The 17,105-nt window shown below is 41.4% G+C and carries 13 protein-coding genes; 11 read left to right on the forward strand and 2 right to left on the reverse strand.

The genetic code is table 11. From position 1 onward, the window contains the following. Window positions 1-19: 19 nt before the first annotated feature. The 3 genes from BTO10_RS16680 (at window position 20) to BTO10_RS16690 (ending at window position 1,926) form a co-directional block, all read left to right on the forward strand. Entirely contained in the window at window positions 20-568 is a 549-nt protein-coding gene (locus BTO10_RS16680) for a primosomal replication protein (protein WP_105025281.1), read from the forward strand. Next, window positions 558-728 (forward strand): pleiotropic regulatory protein RsmS, encoded by a 171-nt coding sequence (gene rsmS / locus BTO10_RS16685; RefSeq protein WP_004737421.1) that lies wholly within the window; start codon window positions 558-560, stop codon window positions 726-728. Before BTO10_RS16680 ends, rsmS begins: the two co-directional genes overlap by 11 nt. A gap of 64 nt (window positions 729-792) precedes the next feature. After that, window positions 793-1,926 (forward strand): ribosomal protein uL16 3-hydroxylase, encoded by a 1,134-nt coding sequence (locus BTO10_RS16690; RefSeq protein WP_105025282.1) that lies wholly within the window; start codon window positions 793-795, stop codon window positions 1,924-1,926. Between the two features lie 105 nt (window positions 1,927-2,031). On the opposite strand, the gene BTO10_RS16695 is transcribed toward BTO10_RS16690, so the two are convergent. After that, entirely contained in the window at window positions 2,032-4,149 is a 2,118-nt protein-coding gene (locus BTO10_RS16695) for a methyl-accepting chemotaxis protein (protein ID WP_105025283.1), read from the reverse strand. A 396-nt stretch (window positions 4,150-4,545) separates the two neighbouring features. Here BTO10_RS16695 and BTO10_RS16705 point away from each other — a divergent pair, with 396 nt between their 5' ends. The 4 genes from BTO10_RS16705 (at window position 4,546) to BTO10_RS16720 (ending at window position 10,309) form a co-directional block, all read left to right on the forward strand. Beyond that, window positions 4,546-4,794 (forward strand): hypothetical protein, encoded by a 249-nt coding sequence (locus BTO10_RS16705; RefSeq protein ID WP_004737417.1) that lies wholly within the window; start codon window positions 4,546-4,548, stop codon window positions 4,792-4,794. 379 nt (window positions 4,795-5,173) lie between these two features. Further along, entirely contained in the window at window positions 5,174-6,379 is a 1,206-nt protein-coding gene (gene emrD / locus BTO10_RS16710) for a multidrug efflux MFS transporter EmrD (RefSeq protein WP_105025285.1), read from the forward strand. Window positions 6,380-6,710: 331 nt separating this feature from the next. Beyond that, window positions 6,711-8,801: a S9 family peptidase gene (locus BTO10_RS16715; protein WP_181144001.1), complete on the forward strand. Its 2,091-nt coding sequence runs from the start codon at window positions 6,711-6,713 to the stop codon at window positions 8,799-8,801. Window positions 8,802-9,781: 980 nt separating this feature from the next. Continuing rightward, on the forward strand, window positions 9,782-10,309 hold the full coding sequence (locus BTO10_RS16720) for a hypothetical protein (RefSeq protein WP_105025287.1): 528 nt from the start codon (window positions 9,782-9,784) through the stop codon (window positions 10,307-10,309). A gap of 420 nt (window positions 10,310-10,729) precedes the next feature. On the opposite strand, the gene BTO10_RS16725 is transcribed toward BTO10_RS16720, so the two are convergent. Further along, window positions 10,730-12,745 (reverse strand): acyltransferase family protein, encoded by a 2,016-nt coding sequence (locus BTO10_RS16725; protein WP_105025288.1) that lies wholly within the window; start codon window positions 12,743-12,745, stop codon window positions 10,730-10,732. A 745-nt stretch (window positions 12,746-13,490) separates the two neighbouring features. On the opposite strand from BTO10_RS16725, the gene BTO10_RS16730 reads away from it, so the two are divergent. The 4 genes from BTO10_RS16730 to BTO10_RS16745 all read left to right on the forward strand — a co-directional run bounded on the left by BTO10_RS16730 (window position 13,491) and on the right by BTO10_RS16745 (window position 17,078). Then, window positions 13,491-14,090, forward strand: coding sequence for a chromosome partitioning protein ParA (locus tag BTO10_RS16730; protein WP_105025289.1), 600 nt, complete (start codon window positions 13,491-13,493; stop codon window positions 14,088-14,090). 16 nt (window positions 14,091-14,106) lie between these two features. Then, window positions 14,107-15,606, forward strand: coding sequence for a hypothetical protein (locus BTO10_RS16735; RefSeq protein WP_105025613.1), 1,500 nt, complete (start codon window positions 14,107-14,109; stop codon window positions 15,604-15,606). 612 nt (window positions 15,607-16,218) lie between these two features. Beyond that, window positions 16,219-16,515 (forward strand): hypothetical protein, encoded by a 297-nt coding sequence (locus BTO10_RS23800; protein ID WP_258099182.1) that lies wholly within the window; start codon window positions 16,219-16,221, stop codon window positions 16,513-16,515. Between the two features lie 80 nt (window positions 16,516-16,595). Further along, on the forward strand, window positions 16,596-17,078 hold the full coding sequence (locus BTO10_RS16745; protein WP_105025291.1) for a tyrosine-type recombinase/integrase: 483 nt from the start codon (window positions 16,596-16,598) through the stop codon (window positions 17,076-17,078). The last annotated feature ends 27 nt before the right edge of the window (window positions 17,079-17,105 follow it).

The raw sequence follows: 17,105 nt of genomic DNA on the forward strand, positions 1-17,105 counted from the left end.
TTGGATTACAGGAAGTAAAATGAGTCAATTTTCACAAATCAAAAGTGTCATTGATACCTTACTCGGTCACTGTTCTCAGGTAGATAAATCTCGAGGCTCTTATCATCAGGCGCTTTTCGACAAAACATTGTTTAAATGTGGCGCCTCGACTCTACTCCCCTACGCACTTGAAACCCAAGCGACTTATCACACCATTACTCGCGAACAGAGCACCAATCAACTTTCTGCATCACGCGCGAATTACTTAACCGACAAATTAACTAACCAGATAGCGGCTTTGCAACGCGAGCTCGCCATTCACGATTTACGCTTAGACAGAAAAAGTAAATCAGGGAAAACCTTGAACGATTTGTATAATGACTTGGCTCAGCACCAAGATTGGCAAAGACGTTTAGTTGATTTAGTTAAACGACGCAAGTTAGCGCTAGACTCCGAACCGCGTCATAGTAAAGCACAAGCAGAAAACGCTTGGATGTTAGCGAAAGAGCGTTTAGAGCGCTGTGAAGACTCGATGAAGAACATCGAAAGACTGATTAATATAGAGAACCCAAAGCGAAATGAGCACTGATAACACATCATCACCATTGGACAACGCACCTGAAGAAGTTAAGTTAGCCGTCGACTTGATCTACCTACTCGAAAGTAATGAGATCGACCCAAAGGTTGCGTTAGAAGCAATCAAGATTGTCCAGCAAGATTTACAAGCCAAACTAGCAACTAGCAACTAGCAACTAGCAACTAGCAACTAGCAACTAGCAACTAGCAACTAGCATCAAAACATACAGGATTCACATGTACCAACTTAGCTTTTCTATGCCCGAGTTTCTTGAAAATTACTGGCATAAGAAACCAACCATCTTAAAAGGTGGCTTCCAAAACTTCGTCGACCCAATTTCGCCGGAAGAACTTGCTGGTTTATCGATGGAAGAAGAAGTGGATTCTCGCTTTGTTTCTAACCTCAACAACCAATGGACAGCAGAGCACGGCCCATTCGCCGAAGAAAAATTTGGTGAATTATCAGAAACTCACTGGCAATTGATCGTTCAAGCAGCCAACCATTGGCATCAAGGTGCCAATGAGCTAACGAAAGCGTTCCAACAATTACCAAACTGGTTGTTCGATGATCTAATGATTTGCTACTCAGCACCTGAAGGTGGTGTTGGACCGCATATTGACCAATACGATGTATTCATCATTCAAGGTCAAGGTAAGCGTCAATGGAAAGTAGGCGCAAAAGATGTCGGACAATATAAAGAGACCGTCCAAGCTTCTGCTCTACGCCAAATCGAAGGTTTTGAGCCAATCATTGATGAAACTCTAGAACCAGGCGATATCCTTTATATCCCGCCAGGCTTTCCACACGAAGGCAATACGCTAGAACCATCAATGAGCTACTCCATTGGCTACCGCTCTCCGAAAGAGCAAGAGCTGATCAGTAACTTTGCCGACTTTGTACTTGCCCATGATATGGGTGATGTTCACTTGCACGATCCTGAGTTCAAAGCGCAGGACAGCTACGGCAAGATTCGTTCGTCAGATTTGAGTAACCTGACTGATATGCTTAAATCAGCCCTTGAGCAACCAGAGACGGTTAGCGACTTCATGGGTTGCTTACTGAGCCAGTCACGCCACCAGCTTGATATCGTTGCACCAGAGCCACTATGGACTCAAGAAGAGATTGCCCAACACCTAGAGTCAGAAGGTGAAATCCACCGAGTATCCGGCTTGAAAGCGCTCTACCACGAAAATCAAAGCAACACGGCTTACATCAATGGTGGGGTGTTTAAGGTGGATGAAGCGGATTCTTCGTTACTCAACATACTTTGCGATGAGACCGTGATTACTTCGGCTAATGCCCTATCACCTTCGGGCGTAACGGTCGTGACTGAATTGGTGAACAAAGGCTACTGGTTCATCGAAGAGTAAGCAGCGTCAGACGCTATTTATTAACCTAGTTTTCAAGAAACAACTAAAAAAGGGACAAATGACATCTTCATTTGTCCCTTTTTCTATCCAAGAATTGTTTAAGGCTTAGACCTTGAACTGATTAACCAATTTCTGTTGCTGCTGAGATAGCTGATCAATTTCATTACCCACTTGTTCAGAAGCTGCCGCTTGTTCCAAGATCTTTGCACTCAAGTCGCGAATATTAACCACGCTCTGATTCACTTCACCGGAAACCGATTGTTGCTCTTCTGCTGCTCTTACGATCTGATTGTTCATATCACTGATCGCCTCAATTGAGGTAAAGATCGAGCCGAGATCTTCTACTGCATTTTGAACGTGCAGCGCTGTATCGTTGGCAAGAATATTACCTTCTTGGATAGCTTCCACCACATCTTGTGTTCCAGCATGGACCTTATCAATCACCGCTCTGATCTCACCAACGGATGATTGTGTACGGCTTGCAAGGTTTCTCACCTCGTCTGCAACAACCGCAAAACCACGACCTTGCTCACCAGCACGAGCCGCCTCAATCGCCGCATTCAATGCTAACAAGTTAGTCTGTTCAGAGATACCCTCGATAACACTTAAGATCTCGGTGATATTACCGTTGTTCTTTGCTAGCTCTTCAACAATAGGCACAGCGCTCGACATGCGTTCCACCAGCTTCCTCATTTCACCAGCGGAAAGCTCGATAACTTGTTGCCCTTGCTGAGCTGAACGATTTGCCTCACAAGCTGCGTCTACCGCAACTTCTGCGTTTTGTACCACTAAGCCAGCAGTTTGAGTCATCTCTTCTGCCGCTGTTGCTACCAGATCCACTTCTTTAAATTGAGACTCGCTGCTTTCACGAGTACTTGATGCAGATGCCTTCGCTTGACTGGTCGTGTTTGCCACTTGTTCTGTAGTTTGAATAACTTCTTTAATTGTATGTTGCAGCTTATCTAGGAACAGATTAAAGCCTTTCGACAACTGACCGATTTCATCTTGAGACTTCACTTCTAAGCGTTGGGTCAAATCACCTTCACCAGAAGCGATGTCATTCAACCTTTCCACTACCTGACGAATCGGCTTCACAATGGACAACGAAGCAAATGCGATAATGGCTAAACCGAAGATAATAAATACCGTACCGGCAATCACTTCTGTTTTGATACCTTCACTTAGCTTAGTGCTAATGATGGAATCCAGTTTATTTGCATCAGCGACGACACTATCTCTTGGGATCTCAAACAACACCCCCCAAGTTTGGTTAGCAGCAACGACAGGTGCAAACGCAAGTAACCACTCACCGTCCTCACTCCACTGCGTTGTTACTTCACCGCCGAAGATAAAATCGGTCATTAAGTCACTGTTGGTATTATCGCTTTGGAAATTCGAACCAACTGCAATGCTTGAATCGTCAGAAGCGATAACTGAGCCATCTAGGCTAACAACATACGCCTTACCTGCACCGTTAAACAAACTCTGGTCAGATTGAGTAATCACACTGGTTAAGCCATCAAGTCTTAAGTCGATACCCAGAAAACCAATCGCAACATCGTCGACTAAAATTGGAACTGAAATAGAGGACGTCAATAATGCTGTACCGCCACTGTTCACCACTCGTGGGGTGCTGATACAAGTTTGCCCTGAAGATAGAGGACAGTAAAAGCGCTCGCTATTGCTGTTGTCATTCAGTGTTGATTCCGAAAGGACGTTCGAGAGAACATTCTCACCATTATCCGCTAATTTCCAGTAAGGAGCGAAGCGCCCTTTCTCGTTAGATCCTACATAATCGGCATCGACATAATTCGAATCTTCGCTATCGAGTAAATCAGGCTTAAAGACGAGGTAAGCACCTTGAATCGAATCGAAGTTTAAAACCGATCTGCGCACCATTTCATCTAATGCAGTACGAAGCTCTTCACTTGGTGTAAAGTTTTCATCCGCATTGTTCTTTAAAAACTGAGCACTCGCCGCTAGCATCTCTGCGCGATAAATGGCTTCATCAACATAACGTTGAGTTTCTTGTGCATTGAGCTGAGAAACAGACGATAACAACTGCTGAGTTTTAGTGATCACTGATTCTGAGCTTTGAGATTTGATAACTTGTTGCTTACTCGTCGCGTTGTAGATCGAGAAACCAATAAGAGAAAGCGACGTAATGATTAAACAACAACCCGCTAGTAGAGTTATTTTCCACTGTACCGATAGAGAACGCATTTAATATCCTTATTTAAGCCAAAAGACTTCCATAACCATAACTATCACATCAACAACGAATGGCTGTACACAATGTAGATAAGTTAAACGAATAGCTTAACGGATGATTACATCACAAATTACTAACATATAAAACGAAAGTTCACGCAAATGTTAACAGAACATATTTTTTATCTATCGTTTCTGTGACTAAGAAAGCCATTAACTTCTGATACTTAGCTTTATCTATGTCATTCATAAAAAATATGACGTATGACTTGCGTCCTTCTTCGAGGCAATAAGAACACTTTGCAGCACCCCTACCATAATTGAAAAATGCCCTCTTTTGCCCCACTACACTACAAAAATTAGCTGTTATTATTGGTTTTATCATTTTCATATCGACGGAGACTAATGATGAACGCAAGCTGGGCCAATTTCTTTCCATACTTTGCAGGGGCTTTTAAGCTGATTGTATTGGCTATTGGTGGCTACCTAGCGATCAAGTGGCACTTTGATGAAGACAAGAGGTTAAGAGAACAAGAGGGAGAAGTATTTAACACACTAAGTTTGAAGAAAAAGTTAGTGACTGCACTTGTAATAACAATTGTTGTGACCTGCTTAATAACGCTTGTCGTGTACGCGACCGACTGGCTGCTCTATTAAAGTGGAATATTGATACTAAAAACGCCACTCGCTTCACGGGCTTACTACGCAGACGCTAACTCATTTACGTCAGTAAGCTTTGTGTAAAACACTCTCTCCATAGCACTACGCCTAAAATCATCAAAATATCGCTTAGTCACTTATAACATTTCAATGGTTATCCCCTGCAATATTTACTTATTCTATATATAAATTCGGATTACTTTTTCTTATCCAATTTATAGATTTTTATCTTGGATAACTGAACAATTTTTGGTTGCTAAATCGGCAATCAATCTCTAACATCTCGCGCCTAGATTCACTAATCGCTTAACTCAATTGGATCCTCCTGATTGAGCGCTAAGGTTTTTACGTTTTCAATTTTTGGAGAGATACGCAAATGTCCGCCTCGTTTCCATTAGCGAAACTTACCTTCTTAATCGCTATTCTGACAGCCGTAGGTCAAATGACTCAAACGATGTACGTGCCTTCTATTGGCCATATGACAGGTGAGTTCTTGGTTTCTGCGTCTTCACTTCAAGCTGTGATGGCGTGTTACCTGATCCCTTATGGTTTGTCGCAATTTGTTTACGGCCCGCTTTCAGATCGCCTCGGTCGCAAACCAATCATCGTCGCTGGCTTGGTCATCTACATCCTAGGTACCTTGGTAGCCTTATTCGCTCATGAATACGAATGGTTCTTGGTGGGTAGCTTTATTCAAGGGCTCGGCATTGGTTGTGGTGGTGCGATGTCTCGTACATTGACCCGTGACTGTTTTGAGGGCGCTGAATTACATCGTGCAAACAGCTTGATCAGCATGTGTGTGATTTTTTCCCCATTGATGGCACCTGTATTGGGTGGTTACCTAACAGAAGCTTTCGGCTGGCGATCTAGCTACTTGTTTCTAGCACTATTTGGTATTGCTGTTGTGATCACCATGATGACGAGCATGATGGAAACATTACCAAAAGAGCGACGCAAAAATGAATCGGTAGGAACCAGCTACAGGTTTGTTCTATCTGACAAGCGCTTCCAAGGTTTCTTAGTGGTACTGGTTGCAACATTTGCAGGGATAGCAGTATTTGAAGCAGCTGCAGGAGTACTGCTTGGCGGTGTACTTGGCTTGCCGGCAACTACTGTGAGTTTACTGTTTGTGTTACCGATTCCAGGTTACCTAGTAGGTGCTGGCCTTTCGAGTTACATCGCGCAGCGTCGCTCTGAACGTCGCGCACTAAATATTGGCCTGGTATCGATCTTAGTTGGCTCAGCTGTCGTGCTTATCCCGGGTCTGTTTGGTCAAACAACCGCATTGACATTGATTGGCGGCGCAACCATTTACTTCTTGGGCGCTGGTATCTTATTCCCAGCAGCAACAACAGGTGCACTTTCGCCATTCCCATACCATGCTGGTACAGGTGGCGCGATCTTGGGTGGTATGCAGAACTTAGGTGCCGGTATTGCTACACTGTTGGCATCGTTCTTCCCAGCTCAAGATCAACTGCCACTGGGTTGCTTGATGATTAGCATGTCGCTTATCGCTATGCTTGGCTTACGTTGGGTTAATCGTAAGCCTGACCACTCAAACGAAATGCCATTGGCTATCTAAAGTAAAACGCAACTCCTGCCTAATAAATAGAGGGACATGCTGAAAGGCGTGTCCCTTTTATATTGCCCGTTTACCCTCGCCTGATGTCTACCACTAATTTCATCAAACATTACTTTGATTTTTTAAAAACAATAACAGACACTTACGATGAAAGTGCATATCCAGAATCCAATTATAAATAATATCACTGGAAGGAAACTAACCACTAAAGGATGCTGGCAATAAAACGAGTAAGGTGCACACTAAGGATATAAAGATGCGTTTCGCTTTAACCACATTGGCCGTATCGGTAGCGCTTGTCGCCGGATGCAGCAATCAAGGAATAACAACCATGAACCACTACTCTCCATCGCAACTTATCGCTCAACAAACTCAAGCTCCCGTAGCTAAGAAAGTCCCTCATTCAATGACGACTAATGGTGATACACGAATTGATGATTACTATTGGATGCGTGATGATCAACGCCAAGATCCAGAGATCTTGCAGCACCTCGAGCAAGAAAACCGGTATGCCGAGACGGTGCTGAAACACACAGAAGCATCTCAAGAACAGTTATTTGAAGAGATCAAAGGCCGAATCGCGAAAGACGACAATTCTGTACCGGTTCGTAAAGGTAGCTATTACTACTCAAATAAAGTCACAGGTGACAACGAATACCCAGTTCATTTGCGCGAAAAACACTTTTTAGGAATAGACAAACAAGTCATTCTAGATGTTAACGAACTCGCCAAAGAACATGAATTTTTCAGTATTGGTGACCTATCAATTAGCCCAAATGAAAACATGCTGGCCTATGGCGAGGACACGCTGAGTCGTCGTATTTACACCATTAAAATTAAAGACCTGACAACCGGTGAATACCTAGACGATGAAATTGAAGGTGCTTCGAGCGCCATCGCATGGCAAAACGACAACCAAGCCCTTTACTACATCAAAAAAGATCCACAAACTCTACTTGGCTATCAAGTTTACCGCCACGTATTGGGCACTCCCCAAGCAAGCGATGAGCTGATCTACGAAGAAGCTGACAGCGCTTACTACACCAACATCAGTAAGAGTAAAGATGGTCAGGAGGTATACATTTGGCACTCGAGCACAGAAACCAGTGGTGTTTCAATTATTGATGCCAACAATCCAAGCGCAAAAGCAGAAGCCTTCTACCCAAGAGAAATGGGTATTGAGTACAGCATCGCTAAGCTAAAAGATTGGTACTACATCTACACCAACTACGAAGCGGTCAACTTCCGTTTGATGAAAGCCACATCCGAAGACATTCATGACCGTTCAAAATGGGTCGATGTCATTCCAGCTGACGACAACACTCAGCTTGTCGATTTTGAGCTGTTTAATGATCATCTGGTTTACGAGCAGCGTTCAAACGGACTGGCTACAGTGAAGGTTCGTCAACTCTCTACAGGCAAAGAATTTCCACTTGAGTTCAACGACACCGCTTTTGCTGCCTACTTAACAAGTAACTATGAGCTAGATAACTCTAAAGTTCGAATCTATTACAGCAGCCTAACGACTCCTGGCACTTACTATGATTTCGACCTTAATACAGGTGAACCCGAGATCATGAAGCAAACACCCGTGTTAGGCGATTTCGATGCTGACAATTACCAATCAGAGCGAATCATGATCACGGCTCGCGATGGTAAGCAAGTACCAGTCTCTTTGGTTTATCGCAAAGATCTATTCAAGAAAGACGGCACTAACCCTATCTACCAATATGCCTACGGATCTTACGGGCACACTATCGAACCAACTTTTAGCTCAGCTCGTCTTAGCCTACTTGATCGTGGATTCGTTTATGCTATTGCACATATTCGTGGTTCAGAGATGTTGGGACGCCCTTGGTATGAAGATGGTAAAAAACTGACTAAACAAAACACGTTCAATGATTTCATCGATGCAACCAAAAACCTGGTTGAAAAAGGTTATGGCGCTAAAGATAAAGTGTTTGCGGTGGGAGGTTCGGCTGGTGGTCTTTTGATGGGGGCTATCATCAACCAAGCGCCTGAGTTGTATCGAGGTATTGGCGCTCATGTTCCCTTTGTTGATGTAGTAACGACCATGCTTGATGAATCGATTCCTCTCACAACCAACGAGTATGACGAATGGGGTAACCCTAACAATAAAACCTACTACGATTACATGTTGAGTTACTCGCCATACGACAACGTAAAGGCTCAAAACTACCCGAATATGTTGGTGACAACAGGTCTACATGATTCGCAAGTACAGTACTTTGAACCTATGAAGTGGGTAGCAAAACTGCGTGAGATGAAAACAGACAACAACGTACTTGTGTTCAAAACAGACATGGAAGCAGGTCACGGTGGTGCATCAGGGCGATTTAAACGACTAAAAGAAGATGCACTGGAATACGCGTTCTTTTTAGATTTACTCAAGACTCAATAGATTCAACGTAAACGTAAGTCGTCACGTCATTTTATGTCGCCATTTTGTCTCTGCAAATGGCGACATACATTATTAAGCATGGTTAAATACGATTAACTATGAAACCCACCAAATAAAAGATCTATATCTGATAATTGATGCGATCTCACATCAATTGGGATAGTTAAGGTGAAGCCTGACAAAAAGATTCATTTTTCGCTTGCCAGTTAGAAAAATTTGAAACTCATTTTTGAAAAAAGCTTGTCGGCGATTTTTCTAAATTAGCAATCATCGGTATGGATCTAACTGATTGTACAGGTACAACTTAAATTCCTAGTGCAATTGTCGCTTGTGATATGGACAAAGAATAAAAAGAACGGCTCCCAATCCCCAATCGGGAGCCGTTTTTTCTATTCGCTCGATGTCCCTTCTAAATCGCGAGTAACCTCTATCACATCCATATTAGATTCTTTAGATACCTTCAATCCCTAGCAAACTATTAGACAGAAGCAATTTACACGTTCAGTCAATATATTTGTGATGAGAGCAGTTGGCAAAGAAGGTAGCTTGATGCGCTTATTCGGAAAAATCACCTACAGGATAAACCATTCAAGCTTCTCAAGTCTTACGTATATTGAATAGGGGCCAATTTGATTTTTGGTTACGTCATGATGAGCCAAAACTGAAGTTGGCGAGAGTTTCGCCTTTCCGAACTTACCAGGATCTTGGGAATTTATGCTGGAAATAAGATGCTCAAATAGGCATCCCAGAAACAGTTTCTGTTTTTGCAACAAGCTCTAATTGACTTTTGCTACTTGGATCAAGGCCTACCTTTAGTGAATTGTTCGATATGCGACCAATTAATTCCGATACCTAGGTCTTAGGGTCCGAATTAATATTAATTAGGGCTCTAAGACCTATTATTATAAACTCACAATCGCTAAGTTAACCCTGTTGCATATGGCAACCTTAATTCATCATTTTAATTTTAAAGGGTTTTTATGAAACAATTATTGATCATTTCATCCATCGTTGCGTCTATGTCATTTTCTAACCTTGCTCTTGCAACGCCTGGTTTTGCAACCACATCAGAACTTAGCACCAATTATAACATTACAGTCTGGGGAGGTTTTCAAAACACAGCTTACAAAATCCAAGCATATGATATTGATGGCAATAAACTGGGCCCTGCACAAGAAATTTGTACTCCAGATAAGGCTGATTCTAGTTGGTGCTCTGGTACCTTTACCTATAGTGTCGTTAACCACAAGGAAGGTAACTATGCGCAAATAACAGCTGGAAATGCTAAAAGCCCGAATTACACAATGGAGTACTTACTAAATCTTGATAAACCCGAGGAGAAGCCAAGCATCTGTGAGCATTACCAAGACTTCATTGAGGGAGCGCAGTACGAACCGGGCGATACGGTAGTCTATAAAAATCTAATTTATGTTTCTACACGTTGGACTGACGGAGACAAGACACCAGATACACCATACTCAGGTTGGGAATTCGTTTCCAGATGTTAAAGGTTGAGAAACCCGTGTCATTTTGTAGGGCTTTTTCTCAATAATTGAGCTTTGTGTTTTTTACAAGGCTGTAGCAAAGTTTACATACTTAAATGACACTTGTGGCAAACTTCGAAACTCGCTCGGAGTTTGCCCCAGTTCTGTGGGGATCCAAAGAAACTGCCGACAAAACAGATTTTAGGCACTTTCGCTCTAGAAAGTGCCACGGGGTAAGAGTTCAGCCTGTGAAGCTTTTGGACAATTATTTGCCTGTGCTTCTTCTAAATTGGCAAATCATCAATAACTACAGGTATGGGAAATTTACTTGTGAAGAGCTAGTGCGATGAGTAACGTCGCCCTAGCAAAAGTATTGGTTTATGTTAGGTGCGTAATAAGTGTCGTTATGGTAAATCGACCACCTAATCACAGCAAGATTTATGTTTAATTAATGTTACGAAAAATATCATCCAAAATCATTTTAGCTCCTGCATATGATAAATGACCGCCACCGTTATAAATGCCTCCATATTTTTCATCAATCATTTTGCATCGACCATCAATACAAAAAATTTCTTGAGGCATAACTTTATGTAGTTTGGGATGATTAGGTAAATATTCATCCAACGTTTGAGATGCTGAAACAGTCGAGCTATACGTATCTTTACTTGAAGACCACATATCTTCATATTTGGAAACTGAAGTTGTTAACTGCTGAAAAACAGCTTTTTTTACATCAGTTTCAGGCCTTGGCATCGGGTAAACAACATATACTTCATGCCCTAAAGATAATAATTTATTTATATTCTCAGAATAAGATTTCCAAGCAATGTCCCCTTTTGCCCTTTCACCACCTACTAAATCTTTCTTTCCATCTTCAATAGGGTTTTTAGTCCTATTTTTAGGGCGAGAAAATTGACCATAGTTTGTTCCTAGGATGATTTTTTTGGGGCTATTAAAATTAGAGATTAAAGCTAATCTATCTTTATTAACAACAGAGCATTCTGCTACGTTTCCAAACCAAATAGAAGGAGAAACAAACGGGCACTGCTCATAAGATAAAGAAATCATCCCTTCACCTCTTTCTTGAACTATTTCATGAAGAGCGTAGTCATATTGGCCAACAAAACTATCACCAAGAGTAACCCAAGACTCATCCCCAAAGCGGCAAGCAGTTTCAACTGTTCTAAAATTGCACTGGCTTCTTGATTTGAACTCTCCTCTATAACTGTCCCCAAGGTTATCTGGTTGTTCTAATCGTCTAAATTCTATGTGCTTGTACATATCGTAAGCTTCTCGAACCACCCCCCTAAGGTGCTCTGGGAATCCCTCACGCTGAACAGTCTGATGTACAAATAGCCCCAACAATAAAACTGAAACTAAAGGTAATGAGAGTGCATACCTATTAAGACCTTTCTTGCGGTACACACTTTCTATAAACCTATATGTTAAAGTCGCTAGCAATAGTGAAATAACCATTAATAGCGCGAACTGCTCATATCTAAAGTAATCATGCTTTATAAGTCTGAAAAACACGAAAACAGGCTGATGCCATAAATACAAAGAATAAGAAACTAGACCGATGTAAACGATAGGTTTGATAGATAATAGATCATTGGATGCCTCTCCTTTGTGTGAGAACATCAAAAACAAGCATGTACCAAGAACTGGGAATAGTGTTAAAAAAGAAGGGTGCTGAACCTCATGTCCAACAAAAAGCATGCTATGAACGATTAAAAAGAGCCCAAATAGAGGCAATCCCTTGTAGCATACCTTCTCTAAACTACCTTCAGTTGCCATAGGCAACCTATTGCGATTGTAAAAGGTTGTTAATCCACCAAGAATTAACTCCCAAGCTCTTGATGGTAATAAGTAAAAAGCCATATCTGGATAGTTGCCAACAATGAAGGATGACAACTGCAATGATAGAAGCGCTAACCCTAATAAGACTTCAAACATATACTGTTTAAAAAATCGATTAACGAACCAAACAATTACGGGGTAAACAATATAGAACTGCCACTCAACAGCTAAGCTCCAAGTGTGCAATAGCGGCTTGTATATACTAGCATCAGCTACATAACTATCTTCCGAGTAAAAGAAGTAGTTTGATCCAAAATACAGTGCTGACTTTAGAGAATTAACATATGTTACAAGATCACTAGGCAGTAGGACTAAATAGGCGATGAGGGTTGTAACGACCAACATTGCTACTAATGCAGGAACAATTCTCTTTGCTCTTCTCCAATAGAAGTTTAAAAATGAGAATGTGCCTTCAGCCATATCATTTCTAATAATCGAAGTAATCAAGTAACCAGAAAGAACAAAGAAAACATCAACACCAAAAAATCCGCCTTGAAAAATTTGAATCCCAAAAACCTCCAAGTTTGCGTGATAAATAATGACAGCAATAACAGCTAAAGCTCGAAGGCCATCAAGCTCTCTACGATAAGACAACATAAAAACTCACAATTTTAAAAACTGGCTGTATTGTAAAGGCAAAGCAAAGCAAAGCAAAGCAAAGCAAAGCAATAAATTATAGGGCGCATAAAAAATCGGTAGTCATTATTCCTATTATGGTAAATGTGTGAGTTTGCTATTAGAAACAGTCCTCTGACCGCCTCAAACGCTCTTAGCGAAGATTTTACACACTTGAACAAAGCGGTATATTTCTATAACGCTTTGTAAGTTTGTGACGTTTTAAGAGCGGTTTGTAGAGCAAAAGTCATCGAGTTTCTTTGAACTAAGAACTGCACTCCGATAACCATTTTTCGTACTTAATGAGCTTTGGGTTTCAGATTAGTTATGTTTGGTCAAAACCCATCCGACCGAGAGCGTGGCTTTTTTGGCGAAACTAACAATGGGGCACTTTTGAGTTAGAAAGTGCCACGGGTAAAAATTCAGCCTGTGAAGGTTTTGGACAAAAATGCGTTTCGGAAAATAGAACATTAGCAAAATATGAATAACTAAAAGTATGGAAAGTCATTTAACTTTGTATCCACTGTTGATGGAACAGGCCATTATGGCAATAAACCTGATTAAAAGTGCTCTATAAGTACTTGTAATTCTTGTTTTTGGTACATGCTCGCTTACAATTCATTCTGCCTATCATCTCTCCTTATGCTGTCATTAAAACTCTTTATTATTCACAGGCTTAATTTGTTGGCACTCTCTGGTATCTATTTGAAATACTAGGGGCACATAAATGAAAAATAGATTAGTCTGCACGTTAGCCGTGATGTTAATTATGGGGTGCAAAGAATCGAATGAGCCAAACGCAACTGTAGTGGAAGAACCGAGTGTCATCTCTCACATTGAGAAAACACCGGAACTAATTGCAGAATTAAAGGCACAGCCGACCATTGATGATCAACTTAGGCTTCTATATGAGCGTTTTGAATCCATGCTTGACCGCAGCGACTCTCTCGCTGGTACTGATGCAAACAATGATGGTATCCGCGATGACATTGAGGCGTTTATCGATGCGTTAGAAGTGACCGAGCCAGCCCGAAAAGCCTTAAAACAAAACGCTCGCTACTCACAAGAAAACCTGTACCACGACTTCTCGAAAAAGACTAAAACCAATATCGACAAGGCAATGGCGATGGGTAATAGATATAACAAAGTTATCGCCTGTAAGAAGTTTGTTGGCATTCCAGTCAGAGATAGAACAAATACAGGAAAAACCATTAGAGCTCTCACCTACAACACCAAAGCACGCACCATGGCCTACCTTGCTTATAGCCATTTACAAGACGGCGCGATAAGTGCCTCCCTGAAAGCAGAGGCCAAATATTGTGAATAAACAAGCAATAATACTTATGGCTAGTGCCTTACTTTCCGTCAACGCCAATGCAAATTCCTGTAAAATCGAAGGCTATACCATAGGTTTCTTTAACGGGGTCGCAACAACGATAGACGAAGCCAACGACGGTCGAGATGAATTAGAATCCACTTTAGGTATCAACTATTACAACGGTGAGTCTGTTGAGTACCAGCTTTTCTACAATGATTCTTATATTGACGGAAGTGGCCTTAACGTACTGGCTGATTTCGCTGAAACCTTTGACCAAAGAACTTACGAGTTAGAGCAGAAACAATTCGTCCGGTGGGAGGCGTTTTGGGACATTGTTAATGGTAGGCAAAACAGCTCTATCATCCAAAAAATCAGCGCCACTTTTGCTTGGTTTACTGGATTCGTTCTCGACTTCGCAAACCAAACCATCAATGCAACTATCACGACATTTTTAAAAGAACTAGCCTCACTTGTTGATGCCCCCGAAACCAGCCGAACTAGAATGAAGCATCATCTTTTAAATGACTCTCTTACGTGGAAAGGAAAAAAGCTCATTTACATCGCTCATTCACAAGGGAACTTATGGGTAAACGAATCATATAAGCATGTTACGTCCCAATACGGTTACAGTGCCGATAACATTCGCGTCGTTCACATCGCTCCCGCTTCCCCAACCCTTAGCCCGGACAGTGATTATATTTTATCGACCTCAGATCTTGTGATTAATGGGCTGAACTTTACAGGGATAGGCAGCGTTCCGCCTCCCAACACCGTGATAGCACCGAGCAAATTAGACTTTGCGGGACACGGATTAATTCCGATTTACCTCACTCATCCTAAATCTATTGAAAAACTTAAAGCCTCCGTCGATAAGGCTTTCACGTCTCTGACTAAACCCGAGATGGAAGATTTTTTGTTTAAAATTGAGTTCGATTATAGTGCGAGTTATGACGCACTTCATGATAATCCTGTTTATGAAATTGTTGACGCAAATAAAACTGACGATTTTGGTTCTTACCTAAAGTCTCCTTCTTTTTATCTCAGCCCAGAGGGTGATTCTTGGTTCAAAAGGAACGTGGATTCTTATATACAAGATGAAGATAGATTACCATTTAGAGTTGAGAACAATGCTGTGGTTTTGTTTGATACTTGTAAAAGCCCGAACGAGACATTGGATGACATACCATCGATTCCCTCGCAAGACACTTATATGTTCATACAATGGCGAAATTTGAAACGCTTTGAGCGAGGTACATTTAAAGATATTTGGAGGTCAAGAAAGATGACCGATAGATATGGAGTGGTAGATGAAAGTTCAGTAGCGTTTCAAAGCATGGACGATGGTTATTTCATTTGCGTTGGTGATGGTGAAGCTATTGAACTAGAGGCAACACAACACTTTTACAGTGAACAGCAACGTCAATATTTAGCCTCTCAGTATTTGTCAGGACGTTATGATGTGTCGGCACGATATGAGACACCTTACTTTCCTTTCCAACCTACCAATCTTTGCCAAGGTCATTGATCATTATCTTCATCCACAGAATCAATGTATTAGTAACAAATTCTCATCAACTAATCGCTAAATGACAAATATTATGTAGTCATGATTTAGATAACGATTAATGAGTAAAAACAGTATTAGCAAGATGCTGATGAGTATCAACTCTAAATGATAATGGGGCAAAAAAGAGTTTAGAGCCTATGACCTCATGTTCGTGATCACATGTGATTTTACTCAAACTATTTTACTTGATAACTCCCCTAAAGCTGCCGCCTGTGACCTCCACTTAAGCACGCTGCTTAATCTCATCAATCACAGCATTCGCGACCGCTTCTGCCATCATACCAGCCATCGCGAATTCATCATCGGAGCGCGAAGCCTTTAGCTTTTAGTTCTGTTTCTATCTTTTTTAATGAGCTTTTGCCCATTGCCATTGTTACTTACCTGCCAAAACGGTTGTTTATATACACATGCGGTTTTCTCATAGACGGGTAAATACTCGCGCTGGTACAAAACGGAAGTTCAGATGCCATCAGCAGACATGAAGCAAATAATTAGCAGCCAAATGTAGAAAAAAATCCACAACACCAAACTCTGATTGTAAAAAGTTTTTGTTTAAGCGGCGGTAAGTTATTGGATACCTGCGAGATTCCGTATCCATTAAGAAGAATTAATAGTTTTAGCCTACAGAACGCAGATCTCATCGAACTAGAAACGAATGAAGCAATAATGCTGGTTGATAAGAACGATAGCGATGCCGTAAGCGGAAGCTATCTAATCAGCATTGATGACCGTCATTCAATCAACGAAGTTCAGATCCTGCCGGGTAAACTATTGGTCGAGTTCAACGGAACAACCATCGAAACACAGGAGGGTGATATTGCTTGGTTAAAATCTATATTCAATAAGTTAATCAAGCTCAATGAGTAGAAGTTACCTAATCCTGTTGATGGTGTAGAGCCCACTAAAAAGCAGAATCTCAAGTTACTTTTTTAAGTGAAGAGCAGATCATGCACTTGTTTGAGGTAATTCAAGAAAGCAAAGTCGCTGAAGAGCTCACGACCATTTCCAAAACCTGTTTAGCGACTGGGGCACGTATCAATGAGGTAGTCGAAACGAGAGGAAGCCAGTTGCTCAAGCACAAGGTGATTTTCACTAATACTAAAGGTAAAAGAAACCGAACCGTTCCAATATCAAATAAACTTTACAAAGAGCTTCACAAGCCAACAAATGATAAGCTTTTTAGCTGCGGTTATGGTGTCGCGCATAAATGGCTAACAAAAGCCCTACCCGATTTACCAAAGGGTCAAACAACTCATGTTTTGCGCCATACTTTTGCCAGCCATTTTATGATGAATGGTGGTAATATTTTAGTTTTGCAGAATATTCTAGGGCATCAAAAAATTGAGCAAACCATGATTTATGCTCACTTTTCCCCGAACCATTTGAGTGATGCAATCACCTTTAACCCCGTCACTCAATACAGCCTATAGCGCCCTAAAAAAATGGCGATGAAATGG

The sequence above is a fragment of the Vibrio chagasii genome, assembly GCF_002954585.1.
GTDB classification, from domain to species: domain Bacteria; phylum Pseudomonadota; class Gammaproteobacteria; order Enterobacterales; family Vibrionaceae; genus Vibrio; species Vibrio chagasii_A.